Here is a 23757-nt window from a genome sequence, read left to right as displayed (position 1 = left end):
ATTAGCTGATCAGAAGGCTAAGGATGAAATTCAACAGGCTAAATCTAACGAGATTGAGGAGGTAGTTGAAGTGAAAATAGAAGGAAGAGATCTTACTCAGGAAATATTAGATCAAGTCTTCCCACAGGTGAGGGAGCACTTTCAGAAGCTTGGGAAAAGTATGGAGTTGGCGATTCTTGGCCAATCCATTAAGATGAACTCAAACACAGTTATTCTCGAAGTGATGGGTCATGTGCAAGAAGAGATTGCACTGAAAATGAAGCCTGAGTTAGTTCGAATTATCAGGGAGCTAGGTAAAGTCAATCACTTTAAAGTAGAAGTTGAGATAAAAGAAGAATTGGAATCTGAGCGAAATAAGCTCTATACGAGTACCGACAAATTCAATTTTTTAAAGGAAAAACACCCAGCATTGGGTGAGTTTCAACGTAGGTTTGGTTTGGAGACTGACTTTTAAAAATCCAGTGATATTCCAAAGTTTATGAGGTTCTGAAGCTGCACAGCTTGCCTGGAAGTCCCGTCATCCTGTTTGATAAACACTTCCTCATCATAAATAAGCACCGTCTCAATCCGGGTAGAAATGAATTTATTCACCTGCATTCTAATCACAGATTTAAAATTGACCACCATATTTCCAAACACCTCATAATTTGAGAAAAGGTTGATATCTGATTTCCAGGTGACATTTTTCATTAGTTGAACGTCTGTCACTGAGGCAGCAACTGACACCCCGGCCTCTGCTCTAACATTTTCTCCAGGTACTACACCGAATGCACCTGCTCGACTTAGTGAGTCATCCAAGACAATCGTAAATCTACCCGTGAAAGGGGATAGTATAACTGAAAGCTTACTCTTGTCCTTATACGTTTTTCGGTAGTTAAGACCTGTGGAAGATTGCACATAGCCGGGAGATAATAAGTCTGATATTTTTGTTCGGATTTCCACATCACTTCCCGCTGGTCTGGAAAATTTGTAACCAGCAAGCAGCTGCGTCCTCGCATCTAGTTGAGTGGATAAGTAGAAAAATTCAGAAAGCTCCCGACCATAATTACTTACAAAAGTGAAATTGTCATTAGTCTTTCTGGTTTTAAAATCCCTGTCGTCTTGGCGGTTGAAGCCTAGACTTACAGTGAGTTGAGTGTCCCAAACTTTATTATCTTTTTTGTAATTGGCGAAAAGCGTTAAGCCAGAGTTCATTGCAAAAGTACTTGCGCCACCGGCTGCCCAGTTTGATAAAGTGACTTGCTGAATATTCAGGTTATAATTGCCCCCCGTTTTCCAGAAAATTTCTTTTACAGGCTCCTCAATAAACAGAGAATCTCCAAGCATCAATAAAGTGTCCCCATTGATGAGGACAGTGTCAGGTATGTATTGCCTGTCCTGAGCCTGCAAAGTGTGGCTGAGGCAGAAAAGAAATAATCCAAAAATTAGGAGATATTTTGACATTTAAAAAGCGCGGAAAATTGCAATTTAAGGGCGGAAGATAACCAATTTCTGCCCTATGGATATGATGTTTTGAGTTCCAATATTGTTCCAGCTTTTCAACTGGTTGACGGTCACACCGTATTTCTTACTTATAGCAAATAGTGTGTCTCCACTGGAAACGGTATGTGTTAGTTTTGAGCTAGAAGTATTACTAGTATCCGCAGTTGAATTACTTTCAGCCGGTTGAGTTGTAGCTTGAGTTGATGTACTAGTTGCTACAACTTCTCTTGTTGGTGCTGGATTATTGATTTTCACCACTGGAATATCCTCTCCACGTTTTCTATGTTCTTGAAGGTTTAGCACCATTCCAACTTTCAAGTCTCTGTCCTTTCTGATTCGGTTCTTAGACTTCAGTGCGGAGAGTTTTATTCCATATTTCTGCGAAATGCTCCATAGGGTTTCGCCTGAACGTACGATGTGTGTGGCTACTTCAGCACTCGCATTCTTTTTCTCGGTATAGTAATATTCACCAGCTTCGATTCGCTCTCCTTTATCCAAATCATTCAGTCTCCTGAATTTATTTTCTCTTATACCCACTCGGTCTGAGAAAGTACTTTGAGTGGTCGATTGAGCAGCTTGGACACCCTCTAGGTTGTTCACTGTGATCTGATCTGGCTGAGATGCTTTGGTCGTATTTCCTGAAATTCTTGGAAAAGAGTTCGCCTGCCTATAAGCTGGTGAAGTAGAAGTAGTTGTCGAGCTAGGACTTTGAGTGCTAGGCTTTGCTTCGGTGATAATTGCTGGCTTCGTAGGTAGGGAACCCTCTTTCACATAAATCACGGTATAGACTCTATCTCCAGGGATTTTTCCATTTTTAGTCCAAAGATTGTAATCTTTTAAATGCTGTTCGGTTACCCCATACCTTTTAGCTAAAGCGGCCAAAGTAGTTGGGCCTTGTACCCGCTCTTCTGCCATGTACTGTCCATTACTAACGAGCATGGTTTTTTGACTTCCAAATGCGATCTTATGAGCTAAGAATTTCTTGAAATACCAATGTGTGTTTCTGTTAACATCTACGATGCGCTTTCCATTGTATTGGGTGCCAAAGTATGCCTTCGCACCTCCTAGGCCCATCTGGTATGAAACTAAAGCACACATCCAATTGTCGAATGTATTGTTATGTTTTTGTAAATAAAGTGCAGCTCCCTTGGTTGCATTGACAATATTTTTCCGATCATCGATCTGATTGTCTACTCTGAGAAAAACCTCCTCAGCTGTACCCTGTTTGAACTGCCAGAATCCTACTGCATTGGAAGTGGAAACTGCGTCTCCAATCAGGCCGCTTTCCTGAATTGCCAAGTATTTTAAATCTAAGGGCACACCTGAGTTTCTAAGCTCCCGCTCGATGATCGGCATATAGAGATTGACGCGATCTTGCTTTACTTTGAAATAAGCAGGATTTCGGTATTGTGCATCTACGTCTAGCTGGATTTCACGGCGAGCCTGGGGGTTGATTCTTATGATAAGATCTGCAAATTCCAACTCAGCAGGGACTTGCGGTATTTGGGCCATGGACTCCTGGCCAAAAAATACTAGCAAGATGAAAAGAAGGTAGGGAATACTGTAGGTTTTCATTCGAAAAAGGCTTTCATCATCGATTCTGCCTCATTTTAGCAAAAATGATTCCCCTTTTCGTTTCAGCTAGATTTTTCTTGCCATCATCACGCCATCCCGGATTGGAAGTAGTGCGTTTTCAACACGAGGGTCGTTTTGAATCATGGTATTGAAGTCCAATAAGGCTTGGGTGTCTTTGTCGATTTTTTGTCCTTCCTCGACTAGGATTTTACCTGACCAGAGCACATTATCTGCTAGGATGATCCCTCCTGAATTCATCTTTTCTATGATCAAGTCGTAATAATTGGAATAATTGATTTTGTCAGCATCGATGAAAACCATATCAAATGGACCGGTTAGCATAGGGATTATTTCGAGTGCATTTCCAAGTCTGTAGTCGATTTGGTCAGCAAGTCCACTTTCTTCAAAAAAGCCACGTACCATCGTCTCCAGCTCATCATTAATATCTAAGGTTATCAGCTTTCCATCTTTTCTCAAACCTCTAGCCAGACAAAGTCCTGAATAGCCAGTATAGGTGCCGATTTCAAGAATAGTTTTTGGATTCTGCATTTTGGTGAAAAGCTCCAGCATTTTCCCTTGCAAATGTCCGGAGATCATGCGTGGCATCATGACTTTTGCCTGAGTTTCCCGGGTTATTTTCAGGAGTAAATTGTCTTCTGTTGAAGTATGATCTTCACAATATGCTAAAAGCGCGGGATCGATAAATTCCATGATTATTGGGGAGTATAAGTTAGGAAAGTAAGCTGGTCAGGATTGAAGATGTCTTGGGCGATTCCCTGAATTTCTGTTGCAGTAGTGTTTTTGATCTGGGCGAAGATTTTGTCCAAGGGATCCACTTTTCCATGATCCAGAAGACTTTTACCATAAACTAACATCAAGGCGGAGTAATTTTCCTCGGCCATCGCCATTTGGCCAATTGCCTGCTCCTTTGCCATGTGAAGCTGAAGCGTCCCAAGTTTGGTGTTGGATAATTTGTTCATTTCTTTGAGTACCAGGGATTGGGCTTTTTTCAGCGTTTTTCCTTCTGTGCCAAAGTAAATCCCAAAAAAGCCAACATCGGAAAAAGGCTGATAGCTCGATTCAATGCTATAGACATAGCCGTGCTTTTCCCTGAGCATAAGATTGAGGCGGCTATTCATACTTGGTCCGCCGAGAATGTTATTCAGGAGGTAAAGTTTGAATCGATTTGGATCGTAAAGCGAAAAAGCGGGGCGGCCGATTGCACAAAGTGACTGGCTGATATCTCGTTCTTGCGTTTTTATTTTGGGGGAATAGTTATTGAATCCATTTCTGACGTATAGACTTCTCTTGGTTTGTATTTGGGACAAAGGGCTTTCAATTCCTTTCAAAACTTTCTGAAATGAGATATTCCCAACCACTGAAAAGATAAGCCTGGAAGTGTCCAAACGAGTGGATATAAAATCAAAGAAATCCTGTTGTGTAAAGCTTCCCACGGTTTGCTCTGTACCCAAGATGTTTCTTCCCAGTGCATGATTTTCAAAAACCAATTCGTCGAGCTCATCCTGAATAGCATCGTCTGGAGAATCGCGGTACATCGCCATTTCTTCCAGGATAACTTGCCGCTCCTTTTCGATCTGCTTTTCTGGGAACGTGCTATTGAAGGTAATGTCAAAAAGTAACTCGGAAGCTTTGCCATAATGCTCTTTAAGAGTTGAGGCATAGAAGCAAACTTTCTCTTTGGTAGTGTAGGCGTTGAGTTCTCCGCCGAGCGACTCTAGACGATTGAGGATATGGAAGGTTTTACGTTTTTGAGTGCCTTTAAAAGCCATATGCTCCCAAAAGTGTGCAAGTCCCTCTTGCTCTTTGGTCTCATCTCTACTTCCTATGTCTAATATAAATCCGCAGTGAACAAGTCTGGTATGGGTAACTTCCTGATGGACAATCCGAATGCCGTTACTAAGTTCTTTGATGTTTAATTCCATGCTTTATTTACCCTGTCGGTAATATACAAAGTAAAGCAGGAAAATGGTTCCAGAGGAATTTCAAACCTGATTATAGCCCGAGAATTTGTAACTTTCCACCTTATAAGCCTAAGAAAAATATGAAATACCAACCTCTTTCCAGTTCCCTTTACATTAAGAATCGCGAGAAGTTTTGCTACAAACTTGCTGAAAGCAGTGTGGCAATTTTCAACTCCAACGACATCATGCCTACCAATGCTGACGGGACGATGCACTTTCGTCAGAATAACGATTTGTTTTATTTGACAGGAATAGATCAAGAGGAAACCATACTTTTAGTAGCTCCTGATTGTCCAAATCCAAACATGCGGGAAGTTCTTTTTCTCCGCGAAACGAATGAGCATATTGCCATCTGGGAAGGTCACAAATACACCAAAGAAGAAGCAGAGGCTACTTCTGGAATCAAAAATATCCAGTGGCTTTCGAACTTTGATCAGGTATTCAATACGGTAATGGCGCTTTGCTGCAATGTGTATTTGAATACCAATGAGCATCTGCGTGCCGGGGTAGTCGTAGAAACTCAGGATGCGAGATTTATAAAAGAATGCAAGGAGAAATTCCCGCTTCATACCTATCATCGAGCTGCTCCGATCATGCATGAGCTGAGAGGAGTGAAGGAAAAAGAGGAAATCGACCAACTTCAAATAGCTTGTGATATTACCGAGAAGGGATTCAGAAGAATTTTATCTTTTGTAAAACCTGGAGTGACTGAGTATGAAATCGAAGCAGAATACTTGCATGAATTTGTAAGAAATCGAAGCAACGGCTTCGCTTATGAGCCAATTATCGCTTCTGGTGCTTCAGCTTGTGTGCTTCATTACATCGAAAATCACAAGGCTTGCCTAGCTGGCGAAATGCTTCTCATGGACGTAGGTGCAGAGTATGGGAACTACAATGCTGATATGACTAGGACAATTCCAGTGAGCGGAAGATTTACCGAAAGACAGCGTGCTGTTTATGATGCTGTTTTGCGAGTGCAGAAGGAAGCTTCTCGGATTTTGACGATTGGAACAAATATCCAAGACTACCACAAGGAAGTGGGGTTAATTATGCAAAGTGAATTAGTTGGGTTGGGATTGATCGATCAGACAGATATAAAAAATCAAGATCCAGCTTGGCCGGCTTACAAAAAGTATTTTATGCATGGCACCTCACATCATATAGGATTAGACGTCCACGACGTAGGAACCATGCATGGCCCGATCAAACCGGGAATGGTATTTACCGTAGAACCGGGAATATATATTCAGGAAGAAGGTCTTGGAGTTAGATTGGAAAACAACATCGAGATCCAGGAAGGCAAAGGATACTTTGACTTAATGAGAAATATCCCAATTGAAGCAGAGGAGATCGAGGAGTTGATGAATAGTTAATTCGATCGGTTAGAAACAAAACAAAAAAGCTTTACCCTATTAAAAGGTAAAGCTTTTTTTATGAATAGATTTAAAAGTTAATCATTCGGATAAGGAATATAAACGAAACTAGTAAAGGCTCCGTCGATGACAAATAAGCAGCAAAATTCATCTGGGTCTTTGTAAGCATTTTGGAAGTCTTCTATGGTGTCTTCTCCAATTAATTTTCGCTGAATAAACTCATCGAGATAGGTGATGAAGTAGTTCCAATCCAAATCTTTCTCAGCTTTTCCGATAAAGATTTTACCGATGGGCTGCATCTCTTTGGAGATAGGGAAGATTGGGTATTCAGAAAATTTGCGTGAGCGAATTTGGTAAGAAGCTTCCTTCAACGTATCAGAAATCTTTACAAAATCACTCGTAATAGTTCCCAAATATTTCCCGTCTAATTCGGGAGCATTTTCATCTCTCATCATTTTCTTAGGATTAAGCTGATTACATTTTCTACATGATACGTCTGTGGAAACATATCCACTGGCTGGATTTTTTCCACTTCATATTTTTCTGCCAAAAGCGCCACATCTCTAGCCTGAGTCGCAGGATTACAAGAGACATAGACGATCTTCGGCGCAGCTAATCTCAAGAGCATTTGCACGACTTTCTCGTCCATTCCTGCACGTGGAGGATCGGTGATGATTAAGTCTGGAGCGGCGTGAGTCGCGGTGAATTCCTCGTTAAGCATGTCTTTCATATCACCCGCGTAGAAAAGCGTATTGTCAATCCCGTTGATCTGAGAATTGATTTTCGCATCTTCTATCGCTGCAGGTACATATTCGATTCCGATGACTTGTTTGGCTTTTTTGGCTACAAAATTGGCGATAGTTCCAGTACCAGTGTAGAGATCATAGACTACTTCATCGCCTTGCAAATCAGCAAAATCTCGAGCGACTTTGTATAATTCGTAGGCTTGCTCGGAGTTGGTTTGATAGAAAGACTTTGGTCCAATTCTGAACTTCAAGCCCTCCATTTCTTCTTCGATGTAGTCATTTCCTGAGAAAGTCACTAATTCCAAATCATGGAAAGTCTCGTTTCCTTTGGTGTTGATCACATATAGCAAAGAAGTGATCTGAGGGAATTTCTCATTTAGGAATTCCATGACCTTTTGGATTCCTTCTGGATCATCTTCTCCGAACTGTACGATGACCATGGATTGCTCTGTGCTGGTGGTACGGATGATCAAATTTCGAAGTAGTCCCACTTGATTTCTGATGTCGTAGAAACTCAAATTGTTAGCTAGCGCAAAAGTTCTCAGTTCATTTCTGACATCATTGGAGATATTTCCCTGCAAGTAGCAATGATCCACATCGACGATCTTGTCAAACATCTTTGGGATATGGAAACCCAATGCATTTCTGTCAAAATCTTCTCCAGACTGAATCTGCTCTATGGTCAGCCACTTCTTGTTGGAAAAAGTGAAATCAAGTTTATTTCTATAATATCTTGTCTTTTCAGAGCCTAAGGTTGGCTTCACCTCTGGGATATCTACTTTGGCGATGCGCTGAAACTGATCCAAAACCTGCTGACGCTTGTAGGTTTTCTGTAAATCATAATTGATGTGCTGCCATTTGCATCCGCCACAGATTCCGAAATGCGAGCAAAAAGGGTCAATTCGCTCTTTTGAATACTCGTGGAATTTCACTGGTTCGCCTTCCATAAAGGAGCTTTTTCCCTTTGTAATCCGCACATCCACCACATCTCCAGGAGCTACGCCCGTTACAAAAACCACTTTTTCCTCATGATGTCCCAAGCATTTTCCTTCCGAAGCAATGCGTTCGATGAGGAGATTGGTGATCACTTTATTTTTCATTTTTCGCGACATGGGCGCAAAATTAGGGAAATTTGCCTGTAAAAAGGAATCGAAAATCTAAGGTGTAAGTTGGATCGTATCTTAAGCCGAAGGTTTAGCGAGAAAATTTTCTTTTGTTAAACTTTAAAAATTAGATCTAGGTTTATAGAAATGTTTTAAAAGCTCACATCTATGGTAATTCGCTAATAAGAATGTGATTTTCTCTTCTATTTACTCACATTAAAGCAAAATTGATAAAGATCAAATTCTGTACCTTTGCACCATTAATGAAAAAAGATAGTCTTAAAGATAAAGTAGTAATCATCACTGGAGCTTCCTCGGGAATAGGAGAATCATGTGCTTTTGCTTTCGGCAAAGCAGGTGCTAAAATCGTCATTACAGGCAGAAATCAGGATAAGTTGGATTCTGTCAAAGCCAAAATGGAAGCTGAAGGCATAGAAGTGCTAGCCATTTCCGCAGATGCTGCCGTGATTGATGACAATGAGCGAATGGCTCAGGCTACTTTGGCGAAGTTTGGTAAAATCGACATACTGATTAATAACGCCGGAATAACCATGAGAGCGTTGTTTGAAAATCTAGACTTCGAGGTGTTTCATAAGGTAATGAATACAAATTTTTGGGGAGCAGTCTATGCTACAAAGTTTTGCTTGCCGTCAATCTTAGAGCAAAAAGGATCTGTGATTGGGATTTCTTCAGTCAACGGATTTCGAGGCACGCCAGCGAGAACCGCCTATACGGCCAGTAAGTATGCTATGAATGGATTTTTCGAATCCCTAAGAACAGAGGTGATGAAAAAAGGTGTCCATGTGTTAGTGGCATGTCCTGGATTTACTGCCTCAAATATCCGTAAGAACGCGCTAGATGCGCACGGTGCTTTGCAAGGAGAATCACCAAGAGATGAATCAAAAATGATGAGTTCGGAGGAGGTAGCAGAGAGAATCCTGAAAGCCACCTTGAAAAGGAAGCGTGATCTGACATTGACCACCCAAGGATGGTGGTTGAAATTCCTTAATAAATGGATGCCAGGAAGGTTGGATTACATCGTTTACAATCAGTTGAAAAAGGAAAAAGACTCACCATTCCAGTAAATGCAGGAATCGATCTTTCAGACTTACCGAAACCGTCTAGTCGACCTGTCCACCAAAAACAGGTCACTTTATTTGCCAAAGACTGAAGGTTTTGGAGTGGTCGATCTGAAAGAATTAGATTTTTTGAATGGGGAAAATAGCTTTGAAATCATCAAGAAGGCTATTTCTTCAAATAAACAAATTTCGTTAATTCCAGAATCAGACCCTCGGCTTGCTGACGTAAATAGTATTTCCAAGGCATTTTCCAGACTTTCCTTTCGAGATCAACTTACACAGGAAGAGACAGGCGAGCAATCCCTTTATCTTGGTTGGCCATTTGTGGAGGGGAAATTACTTAATGGACAAGTTCTGCGGGCACCTTTGTTGCTTTTAGGAGTAAAGCTAAAAGTACATAATGAACACTGGAATCTTTCCAAAACAGATGATTGGCAGTGGAATCCTGCTTTTCTTTTGGCCTATAGTCATGCCTACGGCAAAGCGCTAGATGAGGAAGTTTTAAATCTAGCCTTGCGGGAATTGTCCAACGATGCGACAGAATTCCGAACTGAACTCACCAAGCTTCTCAATGAGCATTTTTCTCTTCAGCTCAGTTCCTCGATTTTTGAGGACCAACTCGTCTCCTTTCCGATTTCACAGTCAAGCCTTGATTCTAGTCTTTTTCATGATGGAAAACTGGTCTTGAAAAGCTATGCGCTCTTAGGTTTGTTTGCTCAAAAAGGCAGTTTTCTATTTTCTGATCATGAAAAGCTGGAGATAGAATTTGGAGAAAAGACTTTGGACGATTTATTCACTGAGCATTTCACAAGTGGTGAAAATCAACCTGTTCCAAGAGAAGATCAGCTTTTTCCTGTTTTTCCGCTGGATGCTACGCAGGAGAATGTATTAGTGAAAGTTCGCCAAGGAAAAAGCCTAGTTGTAGAAGGACCCCCAGGTACGGGAAAATCTCAATTGATAGCCAACCTTGTTTCTGACTATTGCTCCAGAGGCAAAAAGGTCTTGGTAGTGTCCCAAAAGCGAGCAGCTTTGGATGTTGTATTTGAGCGATTATCAAATGCAGGTTTTGGAGATTTTTTAGGTTTGGTGCATGATTTTCGTGCCGATCAAAAGGAACTTTTTCATAAAATAAAAGGGCAGATTGATTCAATTGACAGCTATCAAGAGCATAACCGGGGAATTGATTCCATAGAACTAGAGCGGGAAATTTCAAATTACTCCAAGACTATTTCCAGACTTTCAGAGAAGTTTGAAAACCTACGAACAGCCCTTTTTGATGTGAATACAGCAGGCATTCCAATTAAAGGAATGTATTTGAAGGCTAGTTTAAAGAAATCCTTCTTCGAGCATGAAAGGTTAAAAAAGCTTGATTTTCAATCTGCTCAGGAGTTTGAGAGATCTTTTAAATTATATCATGCCTATCAGTCACACATTAAAGGCACGTTCTGGCAAAACCGAATTTCCTTTGCTCATTTTGAGCCTGCAGTTTTCCCGCGGATTTCCCAAAGTTTGAAGGAGATTGCTGACTTTAATTCTAAGTTTAAAAAGGAAGAACTAGCGATTGATTATGCGCATTTGGCCAAGCTCATTTTAGCTGATTCTAATCTTCCTCAGACGCTTGCCAAGCTAAATTCTTCCTTTCTTCAACTGGAAAATCCACAATTAGCAATTTCGGCAGCTCTTAGCGAGGATTTTTTTGATAAGCTTACTACAATTCAAGGCTGGGCTACTGGCACTATTGAACAGCTTAATAAGTTTCAGTACGGGATTTCACCACTCACTGAAGATCTTTCAGTTTTAGAATTGGAGTTGAATGGGTTGGGATCTCTAGTCGGCACTTGGTTCGGTAGGCTCCAAGCGAATTTCAATAAAAGTAAGTTTCCGCTGGTTTTTTCGATACTTGCTTCTGGTAATTTAAAGCTTAATTCAGTGGTTTTATCTGACCTGCAAAGAGAGCTTGAGGGATTGAAATTGCTAAATCAAGAGTTTGAGAAGTTGCCTAAAATTGATGGGTTAGAATTAATGGAGCTTTCTATCGAGGGTTTACAAGGAATACTCGATGAGGTAAATCCTACGATTGAATGGGTTTTAGGCTGGAGAAATCAGAGTGATATTCACAAACTAGCAAAATGGAACATCTCTGAGTTAGGGACTCAAATTGGTGAGCTTTGGGCATTTTCTGAGTTATTTTATACCAAATCAATCCAATGGAAATCTTATCTTAGTATTTCCCAGATTTTGGATGCATATAAAAATGGAATACCGGAAATTGGTTCTGAATTAGAGCTAAATCAGACATTTTCGGAACTGGTTTCATTTGATCGATTTCTGGATAGTTTGGACCAAATCACTCTTGACCTAGCTGGAAAAATTGCTGAAGAGTACTCTGAATTGAGTGTTTTGGATCAGACCAGCGCTTTTTGGAATTCGTGGTATTTGGCTTGGATAGCTCAGTTGGAAGCTAAAACTCCTGTTTTGGCAGAAGCTGGAAGTTTGACGATGCAGCATGAATTGGAAGAATTGAAGTTTGCTGTTCTTGAGAAAAGGAAGATAGCCAGGCATATCGCTTTGCTCCGTCTTCGAGAACAAGTTACTTCTGAGCTAGACTATAATCGCTTGGGCAATCGACTGACTTATCGGGATTTGCTCCATCAGGTGTGTAAAAAGCGTCAGCGTTGGCCGATTCGGAAGCTGGTGGAAGAAATGGGAGAGGAAATTTTTCGCTTATTACCCTGTTGGTTTGCGAGTCCAGAAACTGTTTCTGCCTTATTTCCACTTGGTCAAGAATTCGATTTGGTGATTTTTGATGAGGCTTCTCAATGTCAGGTGGAGCGAGGATTGCCAGCTATGCTCCGCGGAAAACAAGTGGTTGTGGCAGGTGATTCTAAACAACTGCGTCCTTCAGATTTTTATCAGGTCAAATGGGACTCGGATGAGGAAGGCTTGGAGTATGAAGCGGAGTCTCTTTTGGAATTGGCTGGGAATTTCTTTGAAAAGCATCAGCTAAAAGGGCATTATCGTTCGGCTGATCCTGCTTTGATTCATTTTTCCAATACACATTTCTACGATGATCAGTTAGAGACATTACCTGATTATGCTACTTCTATGGCTGCTGAACCTGCATTTACTTGGGAAAAAGTCCAAGGAATATGGGCTAGTCAGGTTAATAAAACGGAGGCTGATGCAGTAGTTTTAAAAGTAGAATCAATTTTAAGCTCAAGCCCAACTGATACTATTGGGGTAGTTACGGGGAATTACTTCCAAATGGAATTAATCCGTGAAAAGCTTTGGACTGCTGGTTTTCAGGATTCAAAGATCAAGGTTCGAAACATTGAAAATGTGCAGGGTGATGAGTTTGATCAGGTGATTTTATCCTTGGGATATGCTCCAAACCCTGAAGGGAAGTTGGTGACCAACTTTGGGCTGTTGGGTAAAGCTGGGGCTGAAAATCGCCTGAATGTAGCGATCACCCGAAGTCGAAAAAAGATGCATGTCATCAGTAGTATTGAGCCTTCAGATTTTCGACCAGGCCAACTTAAGAATCCTGGATTGGTCCTATTGAGAGAGTTTTTGAGTTTTGTACAGAAGCACAGTAAAAGCGCCTTAGTTCTTGCCCCAGAGCCTACTTCTAAAGGCTATGAGATTGATTGGAGCTTAAAAAATATATTGTTGGATCAAAATAAATTCTATTCCAAAGAAACCCCTTCAGTTGTGATGGACTTGGTTTTTGATGATTCAAATGGAGAAATGAAGGCAATCCTTACAGATGATCAGCGATTTTTCAATTCGCCTACGGCAAAAGCAGCTGTAGCATATCATCCTATTTTACTTGAACAGAAGGGTTGGAGGTTTGAGTGGAAGTGGAGTAGGCAACTATTTGTCAAGAGATACTAGTTATTTTTGACTTATAAGTCATTCCTTAAGTTATATTTTCATTTATAATGAATGAATTATCATTCATTTACAATTTTTATAATTGTATGATAATTCATTCGATAATATGTATATTTGAGGATAATGAATGATATTTAAGTCATGGATTACAATCAAATAAGTGATTTAGCAATTCTGAAAAAGCTGGGAGATTTTGTCAAGCATCATCGTATGCAGCAAAATAAGTCTCAAGAGCAGTTGGCGACCGATTCCGGTGTGAGTAGATCCACATTGAGTCTTTTGGAGCGTGGCGAAAAGGTGAATTTGATCACTTTGATCCAAGTGCTGCGAGTACTTGACCAATTACAATGGCTGGAGTCATTTGAGGTGAAGAAGACGATCAGCCCTATGACTTACATCAAGCTTCAAAAGAAGCATGAGCGTCAACGGGTGAGGAATAGCAATATGGCAGCTGAAGATCCTCCTTTAGAATGGTAGTTGCGGCGGAGATATGGTTATGGGATCAGCTTGCCGGTGCTATCTTCTGGGATGATTCTGAGCAGTTGGGTAGTTTTGAGTTTGACCAAAATTTTCTTCGCTCAGGTCTCGATATATCTCCGATAAGAATGCCTTTGAGTCAGGGGAAAAGGATTTATTCATTTCCTGAAATCCGTAAGTCCCGGGGTGATGTCTTCGATACATTCAAAGGTCTTCCGGGTTTGCTGGCAGATATGCTTCCGGATAAATATGGGAACCAATTGATCAATGCTTGGCTGATCCAAAATGGGAGGGCTGCGGATAGTCTGAATCCCGTTGAACAGCTGTGTTTTATCGGGAAACGTGGGATTGGGGCATTGGAAATCAGACCTTCATTCAGAAGTGAGGCAGTGAAAGCAAGTGCCATTGAGATTGATAGTTTAGTAGATATTGCAGGCAAGATTCTCAATTCCAGAGCCGATTTTCAGTCAAATTTGACAAGCGAGGAGCAATCTGCTCTTTCTGATATTCTCAAGATTGGTACTTCTGCAGGCGGTGCTCGTGCAAAGGCTGTGATTGCTTTTAATCCAAAAACAGGGGCAGTTAAAAGTGGGCAAGTGAAAGCTCCAGCCGGATTTTCGTATTGGATTATCAAGTTTGATGGGGTGCACGATTCTCAGTTTGGAGCCACGGTAGGGTATGGAAGGGTGGAAATGGCCTATTACTTGATGGCTGTGGAAGCTGGGGTTGAAATGAGTGAATGTCGATTGCTAGAGGAAAATGGCAGAGCACATTTTATGACCAAGCGTTTTGATCGATTGGAAAATGGAGAAAAGGTCCACATGCAAAGCTTATGTGGAATTCGTCATTTTGACTTCAATCAAGTTGGTTTCTATAGTTATGAGCAGGTTTTCGAAACAATGAGAATGCTTCGACTCACTTATCCTGAGGCAGAGCAAATGTTCATTCGTATGGTATTCAATGTGCTGGCGAGGAATTGTGATGATCATACCAAGAACTTTGCGTTTTTGATGGATAAAACTGGAAAATGGAGACTTTCTCCCGCCTATGATATTTGCTATGCTTATCGTCCTGGAAGTCTCTGGGTGAGTGCTCAGTCGCTGATGGTAAATGGGAAGAGAGAAAATATTACGGACGATGATTTTTTAGAAGTTGCCCGAAAAATGAATATCAAAAAGCCAGAAGAAAAGATAGAAAAAGTAAGATCGGTGGTAGGTCACTGGACTGAATTTGCAGATGAAGTGGGAGTGGATACTGAATTGAGAGATGGTATTCAAAGCACTTTACTGATTTGATGTGAGTGAAGACACTCACATCGGCAATTCGATTCAGAATACATTATTAGTATAGTGTGAGTGAGTTGTCAAGTGATCAGTGAGCAGAGGTTTACGGGACTGGCTTAATTTTCGGGTGAGGCTCAGGTTGAGCATTTTCTTTATGTTTCTTACGTTGTTTGATTCGGTGACTTTGTTAGTTTGACTGCTGTGCTGCTTCTGGAGAAGCAGCATAACGCGGAGTTAAAGTCTCGCCATCCATCTCGCTAACTGCACTTCGTGAACCAGGTAATTTCCTTCGTCTTTGATCACCAGTTCCAGTCTTTCCAAAGCTTTCAAAGCCGTGCTCACGGTACTTGCTGCGCCGAGCTTATGCTTTTGAAGAAAGTCTTTGCTTAAGGGGTTTTGAAGCGGCTCTTCTTTGGCGATGGCCCGGAATACATTCCACTGCGTGCGGGTGAGCATTTTTTGGAAATTGGCATAAATCGCCTGCTGCTGAACTAGAATTTGATTAAATACCGTGTCAACATCAGTATTTGTGACTTTTTTGTAGTTGGAAAAAAGGTGATTGCAAACCAACTGAACTGTGTAGGTTTGGCCACGGCTCCAGGTATAGATCTTAGCAATAGATTCAGCTTCGATTGTCTTTTTGGCTGCTTGAAAATGTTGTATGATAAACTCAGTATAAGCTTCCAAGGAAATGGGCTGTAGAGATTCCAGCATTGAACTTTGATAGAAAGGCCGCTTTTTCTCTGTGAACATAGCTTCCATCAGTGTGCGATGGCTTCCACTGAAGATAAAGCGAACTTCAGGAATCTGCTGCACCCACGCTCGGAATACGGCTGCGGCTTTCTCTCCTTCGTAGTCGTTGATTTGCTGGAATTCATCGATTGCGATTACAATCCGTTTTTTTCTAGAGAGCAGAAATTCGCCCAATGCAGCTAAAGACTGGCTTGGCTGCTCGGATTTGTTTACTCCAAGCGTGAGCTCGGGAGTTCCAGATATTGGATTAAAGCTAATAGTCGCGCCTATGGAAGCCAGCAGTTTTTGAATACTTGCGCTGATCCCACCGCTTTTTTTTCCATATTTCTGATAGATTGCAGCCGAAATAGTTTGGATGGCTTCATCGATATTTTGCGTAGCGAGAAGGTCGATGTAGAGTGTTTCGTAATTTTTTGAAGACTCTAATTCATCAAAAAGTCTATGAATAAGTGCTGATTTTCCTAGTCTTCTCCAGGCATAAAGCACTACATTTCTATCATTTTCTATGTGAGAAATGAGCATTTCTAGATCGTTTTCTCGATCACAGAAATACTCTTTTCCCTGATAAGTATTGATTACGAATGGATTAAAGGGTTCTTTCATGCTACCGGTATCGTTTATTACGCAAAGTACGTTACGCAAAGTACGTTACGCAAAGTACGTTACGCAAAGTACGTAATAATTTGAAAGATTTACAATTCCATTTCACAATTTTCACTTACATATAGCCCACTATCTTGTACACCAAAATTCCGATCCATTCCTTTACTAGTTTATGCCAGTTTTCGATTGATGCAGGGTTAGGATATACAAATGATGGAAAATCATATTTCGTATCGTGACCGTAATAGTCGGTAGGGAAAGTTTCCGTTTTTAACCCAACTTTGTCAAAGCAGCCTTTTGCACGATACATGTGAAATGCTGAGGTGATTAAAAGGAATTCTTGATTGGTATTTATTCCATTTTTCTCCAAAAATTCCTTTGTAAACTGGGCATTTTGAGCCGTGTTTTTTGCTAAGGCTTCAATCATTACGTCTTCAGGTGGAACTCCAGTCATGATTAGAAATCGCTGTAAAAGTTCAGCTTCTGATTGTGGGTTGACCGGGTTGAGTCCTTGACCGCCAGTAATAAGGATTTTTTTGATTTTCCCCATGCGATAAAGCTGGAGCGCATGGGTGATCCGATCTGCTCCTTTATGGAAGAAAGTGCGGTCATAGGCTGTTTTACTCAAGTTTGTTACCCCAGTAAGGACAATACCTATTTCGTAATTTTTGATTTCAGTAAACTCCTTGAAATCAGGTTCCCAAGCTAGCATGGCTTGGTTTGCGATAAACTGATTAGAGAAAAACCAGAGTAAAATCAAACCAGCCCAAAGGCATCTTTTACCCCATTTCTTTTTCACATATATAGTCCCAATTAAGATCAGTAAACTGATAATGGTCAATGGCATTGCTAAGAAACTCAGAAATTGAGAGAGGTAGAAAAACATGGGAAATTAGCTCTTAGATGGAATAAGTGATAAATTTGAAATTCAAAATTGAATTAAATTTCTTACCAAATGGACTTTTTTAAGTTGATTTTAGGCTTACTATTTTTCCTTTTTGGATTAATATTATTGATAATTCAAGTTCGAGAAGGAGTATTCTCTGGAAAAGAAGGAATTAATTCTGGAGATGTAAGGATTTTTTATGCAATTACATTTGCAATCTTAGGAGGTTTATATTTTATTTTTTCTTCTTTCTGAATCGTATTTGGAATCAAAATAATTGGTTCTTTTAACTGTGTCATGTTCATTTCCAAATTCTTTTTCCCAACTTTTCCTTAAATCCATCACATCGGGTTATTTTTGGGCATGTCTTCAAACCAGCCTAACCTATTGCCTTTGCTTCAAGAACTTTCTGCCCAACTGGAAGGAACCTTGCAAGTAGATTCTTTAACAAAGACCCTATATGCCACCGATGCATCAGTCTATCGGGAGATGCCGCTAGCTGTTGCTTTTCCAAGGACTGAATCAGATATACAGAAGCTGATACTTTTTGCTTCCAAAAATGGCACTTCACTGATTCCTAGAACTGCAGGCACCTCCCTTTCCGGGCAATGCGTGGGCAACGGAATCGTAGTGGATGTGTCCAAGCATTTTACTCAAATACTGGAATTGAATGTGGCAGAACGATGGGTTCGCGTGCAACCTGGGGTAGTACGTGATGAGCTCAATCGCTACCTCAAACCTCATGGACTTTTCTTCAGTCCGATTACTTCTACTGCCAACCGAGCGATGATTGGTGGAATGGTTGGGAATAATTCATCAGGGACGACTTCGATTGTATATGGTGTCACTAGAGATAAAGTGATTTCATTGGACACCATTTTGAGTGATGGGAACCTGGTAAAATTTGAGGCACTTTCAAAGAATGAGTTTGAACAAAAAACCAAGTTGCAAACACTGGAGGGAGGAATTTATAGAAAAGTAGTAGAGGAGTTAGGAGACGAAAAAGCTCGAGATGAGATTCATGCTCAATTTCCTAAAAAGTCAATTCATAGAAGAAACACGGGTTATGCTGTTGATGAATTGCTGAAAGCTGATATTTTTGAAGGAGAGGAAAAATTCAACTTTTGTAAACTCTTGAGTGGTTCTGAGGGGACTTTAGCGTTTACAACCGAAATAAAAATCAGTTTGGATCCTTTACCTGATCCCATAGAAATAGTCGTAGCGGCACATTTTGAGACGATTCATCAGAGTATGGTTTCAGCGCAAACGGCAATGAAGCATCCAGCTACAGCCGTAGAATTGATGGATAAAATTATTTTGGATTGTACCAAAGAAAGTATTGAATATTCTAAAAACCGTTACTTCGTAGAAGGTGATCCTGAGGCGATTTTGATGGTGGAGTTTCGGGGGAAAACCCTAGAAGAAGCCATGGCAAAAGGCAAGGCTTTGGTCGATGATTTGATTGCAACGGGACTTGGCTATGCCTATCCGATCATAGAACCAGCTATGGTTTCTACGGCTTGGGCACTTCGCTCGGCCGGATTGGGACTTTTGGCAAATATTCCTGGGGATGCGAAGGCTGTGGCGTGTATAGAAGATACTGCGGTGGATATAGGAGATTTGGCCAACTACATCGATGAAGTGGATGAAATGATGGAAGGTTTCAACCAAAAGCCTGTTCATTATGCGCATGCTGGTGCTGGCGAGATCCACTTGCGTCCAATTTTGGATTTGAAGAAGTCTAAAGACGTGGAGGAGTTTTACAATATTTCTAAAGCTTCAGCTGAGCTGGTTAAAAAATATCATGGTTCCCTGAGTGGAGAACATGGTGATGGTCGAGTTAGGGCTGCTTTTATTCCGCTGATGGTTGGGGAAAAGAATTACGAGCTTTTCCGAAGGATTAAATCTTCTTGGGATCCACAGAATATTTTCAATCCAGGGAAAATAGTTGATGCTGCTCCGATGAATAAATTTCTTCGTTACGAGCCGGATATGGAGACTCCGAATCATGATACTATCCTTGATTTCTCCAATGTAGGTGGAATACTTCGCTTGGCTGAAAAGTGTAACGGTTCTGGCGACTGTCGTAAACTTCCAGGTTCTGGAGGTACGATGTGTCCTAGCTACATGGCCACGCGAAATGAAAAAGATACGACACGAGGTCGAGCCAATACACTTCGGGAATTTCTCACGATGGACAAAAAGGAGAATGCCTTCAACCATCCAGAGATCAAGGAAGCGATGGATTTGTGTCTTTCCTGCAAGGGTTGTACTGCCGAATGTCCTTCCAATGTGGACATGTCAAGTATGAAGGCAGAATTCCTGTATCAATATCAAAAAGTAAATGGAATACCACTAAGATCGAAAGCTTTTGCTTACATCAATGAGTTGAATGAGCTTGGCTCAAAAACTGCTGGGCTGGCGAATTTCATGCTGAGCAACAGCTTGACCGGAGGTATGATGAAGTCCATTTTGGGCGTAGCCCCACAGCGAAATCTCCCTGAGATCAGTAAGATTAGCTTGCGCAAATGGTACAAAAAGAATTATCAATCTTTGCCGAGTGCTACGCCGCAGATCAAATCCGTTTACTTCTTTGTGGATGAATTTACCAATTACAACGATACTGCGATTGGAATAAAAGCTATTTCTCTTCTTAAAATGCTAGGCTACGATGTAAAAGTCGTGGATCATGAGGAAAGTGGTAGATCGGCGCTTTCTAAGGGCTTGTTGCCAAAAGCTAAGAAACATGCCGAAGCAAATGTGTCCATTTTCTCAAAAATCATTGATGGAAAAACTCCTTTGATTGGTTTGGAACCTTCGGCTATTTTGAGTTTTAGGGATGAGTATCCGAGAATTGTAAAAAAAGAATTGGTGGAGGAAGCAAAGAAGCTGAAGTTTCATGTGAAGCTGATCGATGAGTTTTTAGGGCAGGAAATTGCCGCTGGAAATATTCATGCTGATTCTTTTTCCACCAAAACTCAGAAAATTAAACTTCACGGACATTGCCATCAGAAGGCACTTTCATCCATGATTTGGACACAGAAAATGCTTTCACTCCCTACCAACTATTCTGTAGAAACCATTCCTAGCGGATGCTGTGGAATGGCTGGAAGTTTTGGTTATGAAGCTGAGCATTATGAGGTTTCTCAGCAAGTAGGGGAGTTGGTTCTTTTTCCTGCAGTGAGAAACGCAGAGGCTGAAACTATCATAGCAGCACCAGGGACTTCTTGCCGACACCAGATTGCTGACGGAACTGGACGGAAAGCCAAGCATCCCGTAGAGATTTTGTGGGAGGCATTGAATTAGGAAAAATGGTTTGTTGTCGTTTAAAAAAATAAGGCCGGATATTGATCCGGCCTTAAGTGCTTTGGAACGACCTTTTTTAGGCCTGAGCTATAAATAATCCAGCTATAGTCAAAACCTCTTCGGTGGTTAGTGGTTCATCAAAACTCTCTGTAATACCATCAGAACCTATTGGAGTAACGGTGGTCACATCGACTCCCCCTTGGATTAAATTGTCTTCTCCGTTATAGACTGCCTGAGTAACAGCAGGCATTCCAGCTCCTCTTTCTGCTTGCGTGATCCAGCCTTTTAGGCCTCGCAATCGTCTGACTTCTGAAGCATGTCTAGCTTCTACGGAGTGGATTTGAAGAGCAGCGGTGAGCGCTGAATTTTCGGCAATTAAGTTTCCTGCTTGACCCTTGTAAGCTCTTACCCCTGTATCTTCAAATGCTTGAGCTAAAATTAGAAATTGTTCATAATCAGTGAAGGGGGAGAAATTACCACCAGCGGTAAAATCGAATGTTGGTTTCTCTACAGGAGTTCCACCATAACTTGTAATTGCTGCCTTCAGAAAAGCAACATGATCTACTTCATGCTTTTCGATGGTTGCGAAAATAGCCATATCTCTGCCAGCTGGAATCAGTCCGGGAGAATTGATGCCCATAGTGTAGTACTCTCCTTCCAGGTATTCTAGCGTGAGTGCAAAGTTGAGCACATTGATTACCGTAGGAATATGTGCTGCAGATGCGTTCTGTGTGCTTCCAGCTACCATTCCTGCAGGAATTGCCGCAAATGCCACGCTTTTTCCAAAGCTTGCCAGTTTCCTGAATGCTTCACGTCTTGAGGTAAATGCATCAAGCTCTTCTGTCTTGATGTCATATTTTTTAAGTACTTCTAATATTTTCATGTTGTGATTCTTTAAGGTTAGGAAGTAGGAAGTTGATTCGCAATGATTTTATTCATGATGAATGGTGCGGCAGCTTCCAAAACAGTAGTAGGTGAAAAGGCTCTATCCAATCCATTTGCATCAATTATATCATCTCCTGCAAAAGAGGTGAAATCATTGTCATAAATACTTCTGATGGCAGCGGCATGGCGAGCTTCTACAGAGACGATTTTCCCTGCAATTAGTAGGTAATCAGGACTTTCTAAAAGTTGACCCGCTCCATTGTAGGCAGCTACTCCCAAGTCTTCAAAAACTTTAGCGGTAGCTAATACGCTGTCTCTATCACTAAAATCCACACTGCTAAAATCAAAATTCAGGTCGACAATGGCATTTTTCCCCAAGGCAGCTTTTAGAAAATCTCTGTGTGCAACTTCATGGTTTTTGATATCTTCCATCATTACCATTTCCGACTCAGAGATACCTGAATACATCGTAGCGACAACTTGAAGGTAAAATGCCGCTTCCAGTTGTTCTAAAGCGTAGGCATAATTTAGTATACCAATGTCGCCTTTTCCAAGTGGCACTGATCGCGTTGCGGGTCCTTTTCCTTCAGTTCGTGCATTTGGTAGTGCTTCGAATACTTCCTGACAGCCTGATAATAAAATTCCAGTGGTAGCAATAGCTGCTCCACTGAACTTGAGAAATTTTCTGCGATCGCCTTTGTTTTGGCTCAAAGCAGCATTTGACTCATCTAGTAAAGTTTGTTTTGACATGATGATTGTTTTTAAATGGTTAAAATTATTCGAACAATCAGAGTACCTCAACCCATTATTAGATGGGTAATTTTAAATTCAAAAAAGAATAAAATATATACTAAACTACTCTGATTCCTATCTATAAAACATTAAAAAATAATACCATTTAAAGCCTTTAAGCTCTCTTCCTAAAATTTGCTATATCTTCTAAAAGGGCTTTTAAAGCGTTTAAACTCTTCTTTTTTATATACGAAGTGAGTTATGAGATTGGATTGAGGGATTTAAAATAAAAATTGCCCGAAGGCTTTGAGGCAAAAGATTTGGATATGTAAAAGGAGAATTTGCAAGAGAAATATTCTATTATACACCCTTTTGCAGCAGGTTTTCGCAGAACATGTATGGTTGGGCTAAAAAGTTGCGGAATTACTTAAAAAGAAATAAGGCTTTTTATGTCGATTACTATAACTTCAACTTGCAACTATAACTTTTGACCTATTAAATAAACCAAAATGAAAGAGAATACAAGATTAGTCCAGCTTATCCATCCAGCAAAGGGGAGAAAAGTAGCAGTAGTAGCAGAACCATTCCTGGTTTTGCTGAATGAATTCACTTCTATATACCAGTTAGCTATAAAATCACTTGACTCTGAGGTTTCGGTTCATACGCTTTTGGAGCAACAACTTTCAACTGAAAAGCTGGATTATGATAAAGTTTATTTTGGAACAAGTGATTGGAAATTGTTGCCGTCTTTCGATAATCCGGATGTAGTTTCAAACTGCATGGTATCCGGCACAGGCTTGACACATCACAGCAGCGCGATGAATCGAAATGTCATGCATCAAAGCGAAGCGGGAAACGCCTTGACAGACAGCATGAAGGTTTATCAGTGGGGAGTAGAGGGAGGTAAGCCTTCGAAGGGAGAAATCGGTATTCAGCCTGAATGGTTCTATAAAGGAACTGGTTCTATTCTAAAAGGACATGGTGAGGCCTTGGATGTTCCTGCTTTTGGAAATGATGGTGGAGAAGAACCGGAGATTGCTGGTATTTATATCATAGACAGAAAAGGCCAGCCGATTAGGATTGGGTTTACGACAGGTAATGAATTCTCAGATCATGTCATGGAAAAGCAGAATTACCTCTACCTGGCTCCATCCAAATTGCGTACTTGCTCCATCGGTCCTGAACTCGTTCTTACTGATGAATTTTCGGATTTGAGTGGAAAGGTAAGTGTGTCCCGTGGAGAAGAAGTGCTATGGTCCGCAGACATAAAAACTGGTGAAAACAACATGGCCCACAGCTTGGCTAACCTGGAATATCATCATTTTAAATACCCTGATCACAGACAGCCGCTACAGGGACATGTTCATTTCTTTGGCACAGGAGCCTTCAGTTTCGGTGCTGGTATCGCTTTGCAATCCGGGGATCAGATGAAAGTACAATGGGAGGGCATGGGCCGCAGTCTAGTTAATTCGATAGAAATTGAGGTTAAAAAACAAGAGTTTATACGAGTGAAATCTAACCTTTAAAGTTATTTTTCATTTTGCTGCTGAGCTATTTTTCGTTGTTCTGAAGAAGTTGATCTCTTTAGTATTCAGATA

Annotated in this window: 18 protein-coding genes; 8 read left to right on the top strand and 10 right to left on the bottom strand. The window is 40.9% G+C overall.

Features of this window, described 5'->3' with window-relative positions:
* Nucleotides 1-70: 70 nt before the first annotated feature.
* On the top strand, nucleotides 71-454 hold the full coding sequence (locus ACPUEN_RS10155) for a hypothetical protein (protein WP_425635778.1): 384 nt from the start codon (nucleotides 71-73) through the stop codon (nucleotides 452-454).
* On the opposite strand, the gene ACPUEN_RS10150 is transcribed toward ACPUEN_RS10155, so the two are convergent.
* From ACPUEN_RS10150 to ACPUEN_RS10135, 4 genes are all read right to left on the bottom strand, one after another.
* Nucleotides 451-1443 carry a DUF3078 domain-containing protein gene (locus ACPUEN_RS10150; RefSeq protein WP_425635777.1) on the bottom strand — a complete coding sequence of 331 codons (993 nt, stop codon included), beginning with the start codon at nucleotides 1441-1443 and terminating at the stop codon, nucleotides 451-453. The two genes, ACPUEN_RS10155 and ACPUEN_RS10150, sit on opposite strands and share 4 nt — an antisense overlap.
* 24 nt (nucleotides 1444-1467) lie before the next feature.
* Nucleotides 1468-3057: a LysM peptidoglycan-binding domain-containing protein gene (locus tag ACPUEN_RS10145; RefSeq protein ID WP_425635776.1), complete on the bottom strand. Its 1590-nt coding sequence runs from the start codon at nucleotides 3055-3057 to the stop codon at nucleotides 1468-1470.
* Nucleotides 3058-3123: 66 nt separating this feature from the next.
* Nucleotides 3124-3768, bottom strand: coding sequence for an O-methyltransferase (locus ACPUEN_RS10140; protein ID WP_425635775.1), 645 nt, complete (start codon nucleotides 3766-3768; stop codon nucleotides 3124-3126).
* Between the two features lie 2 nt (nucleotides 3769-3770).
* On the bottom strand, nucleotides 3771-5000 hold the full coding sequence (locus ACPUEN_RS10135) for a M16 family metallopeptidase (RefSeq protein WP_425635774.1): 1230 nt from the start codon (nucleotides 4998-5000) through the stop codon (nucleotides 3771-3773).
* A gap of 119 nt (nucleotides 5001-5119) precedes the next feature.
* Between ACPUEN_RS10135 and ACPUEN_RS10130 the strand changes: the two genes are divergently transcribed.
* On the top strand, nucleotides 5120-6412 hold the full coding sequence (locus ACPUEN_RS10130; protein ID WP_425635773.1) for an aminopeptidase P N-terminal domain-containing protein: 1293 nt from the start codon (nucleotides 5120-5122) through the stop codon (nucleotides 6410-6412).
* Between the two features lie 77 nt (nucleotides 6413-6489).
* Here the strand turns inward: ACPUEN_RS10130 and ACPUEN_RS10125 are convergent, their stop codons facing one another.
* Both ACPUEN_RS10125 and rlmD read right to left on the bottom strand, forming a co-directional pair.
* Nucleotides 6490-6867 (bottom strand): hypothetical protein, encoded by a 378-nt coding sequence (locus ACPUEN_RS10125; protein ID WP_425635772.1) that lies wholly within the window; start codon nucleotides 6865-6867, stop codon nucleotides 6490-6492.
* Nucleotides 6864-8270, bottom strand: a complete 1407-nt coding sequence (rlmD, locus tag ACPUEN_RS10120) for a 23S rRNA (uracil(1939)-C(5))-methyltransferase RlmD (RefSeq protein WP_425635771.1) — start codon at nucleotides 8268-8270, stop codon at nucleotides 6864-6866. Before rlmD ends, ACPUEN_RS10125 begins: the two co-directional genes overlap by 4 nt.
* A 254-nt stretch (nucleotides 8271-8524) precedes the next feature.
* Here rlmD and ACPUEN_RS10115 point away from each other — a divergent pair, with 254 nt between their 5' ends.
* The 4 genes from ACPUEN_RS10115 to ACPUEN_RS10100 all read left to right on the top strand — a co-directional run bounded on the left by ACPUEN_RS10115 (nucleotide 8525) and on the right by ACPUEN_RS10100 (nucleotide 15006).
* Nucleotides 8525-9346 (top strand): SDR family oxidoreductase, encoded by an 822-nt coding sequence (locus ACPUEN_RS10115; protein WP_425635770.1) that lies wholly within the window; start codon nucleotides 8525-8527, stop codon nucleotides 9344-9346.
* Nucleotides 9347-13234 carry a DEAD/DEAH box helicase gene (locus tag ACPUEN_RS10110; RefSeq protein ID WP_425635769.1) on the top strand — a complete coding sequence of 1296 codons (3888 nt, stop codon included), beginning with the start codon at nucleotides 9347-9349 and terminating at the stop codon, nucleotides 13232-13234.
* A 141-nt stretch (nucleotides 13235-13375) separates the two neighbouring features.
* Nucleotides 13376-13711, top strand: coding sequence for a helix-turn-helix domain-containing protein (locus tag ACPUEN_RS10105; protein ID WP_425635768.1), 336 nt, complete (start codon nucleotides 13376-13378; stop codon nucleotides 13709-13711).
* Nucleotides 13705-15006, top strand: coding sequence for a type II toxin-antitoxin system HipA family toxin (locus ACPUEN_RS10100; RefSeq protein ID WP_425635767.1), 1302 nt, complete (start codon nucleotides 13705-13707; stop codon nucleotides 15004-15006). Before ACPUEN_RS10105 ends, ACPUEN_RS10100 begins: the two co-directional genes overlap by 7 nt.
* A gap of 222 nt (nucleotides 15007-15228) precedes the next feature.
* On the opposite strand, the gene ACPUEN_RS10095 is transcribed toward ACPUEN_RS10100, so the two are convergent.
* Both ACPUEN_RS10095 and ACPUEN_RS10090 read right to left on the bottom strand, forming a co-directional pair.
* The gene (locus ACPUEN_RS10095) at nucleotides 15229-16350 is read right to left on the bottom strand and encodes an AAA family ATPase (protein WP_425635765.1); all 1122 of its coding nucleotides are present in this window, start codon (nucleotides 16348-16350) and stop codon (nucleotides 15229-15231) included.
* A gap of 115 nt (nucleotides 16351-16465) precedes the next feature.
* The gene (locus ACPUEN_RS10090; protein ID WP_425635764.1) at nucleotides 16466-17236 is read right to left on the bottom strand and encodes a YdcF family protein; all 771 of its coding nucleotides are present in this window, start codon (nucleotides 17234-17236) and stop codon (nucleotides 16466-16468) included.
* A 363-nt stretch (nucleotides 17237-17599) separates the two neighbouring features.
* On the opposite strand from ACPUEN_RS10090, the gene ACPUEN_RS10085 reads away from it, so the two are divergent.
* Complete coding sequence (locus ACPUEN_RS10085; protein WP_425635763.1) at nucleotides 17600-20542, top strand: FAD-binding and (Fe-S)-binding domain-containing protein; 2943 nt, start codon at nucleotides 17600-17602, stop codon at nucleotides 20540-20542.
* A 76-nt stretch (nucleotides 20543-20618) separates the two neighbouring features.
* On the opposite strand, the gene ACPUEN_RS10080 is transcribed toward ACPUEN_RS10085, so the two are convergent.
* Together ACPUEN_RS10080 and ACPUEN_RS10075 are read right to left on the bottom strand one after the other, a co-directional pair.
* Nucleotides 20619-21425, bottom strand: coding sequence for a ferritin-like domain-containing protein (locus ACPUEN_RS10080; protein WP_425635762.1), 807 nt, complete (start codon nucleotides 21423-21425; stop codon nucleotides 20619-20621).
* Nucleotides 21426-21442: 17 nt separating this feature from the next.
* A complete protein-coding gene (locus ACPUEN_RS10075) occupies nucleotides 21443-22177 on the bottom strand; it encodes a ferritin-like domain-containing protein (protein ID WP_425635761.1) in 735 nt (244 codons plus the stop codon).
* 491 nt (nucleotides 22178-22668) lie between these two features.
* On the opposite strand from ACPUEN_RS10075, the gene araD1 reads away from it, so the two are divergent.
* The gene (araD1, locus tag ACPUEN_RS10070) at nucleotides 22669-23685 is read left to right on the top strand and encodes an AraD1 family protein (protein WP_425635760.1); all 1017 of its coding nucleotides are present in this window, start codon (nucleotides 22669-22671) and stop codon (nucleotides 23683-23685) included.
* The last annotated feature ends 72 nt before the right edge of the window (nucleotides 23686-23757 follow it).

This window comes from Algoriphagus yeomjeoni, assembly GCF_049821175.1.
Lineage (GTDB): Bacteria > Bacteroidota > Bacteroidia > Cytophagales > Cyclobacteriaceae > Algoriphagus > Algoriphagus yeomjeoni_A.
The sequence above is the reverse complement of the archived record's forward strand: the minus strand, read 5'-3'. Positions and strand labels throughout refer to the sequence as shown.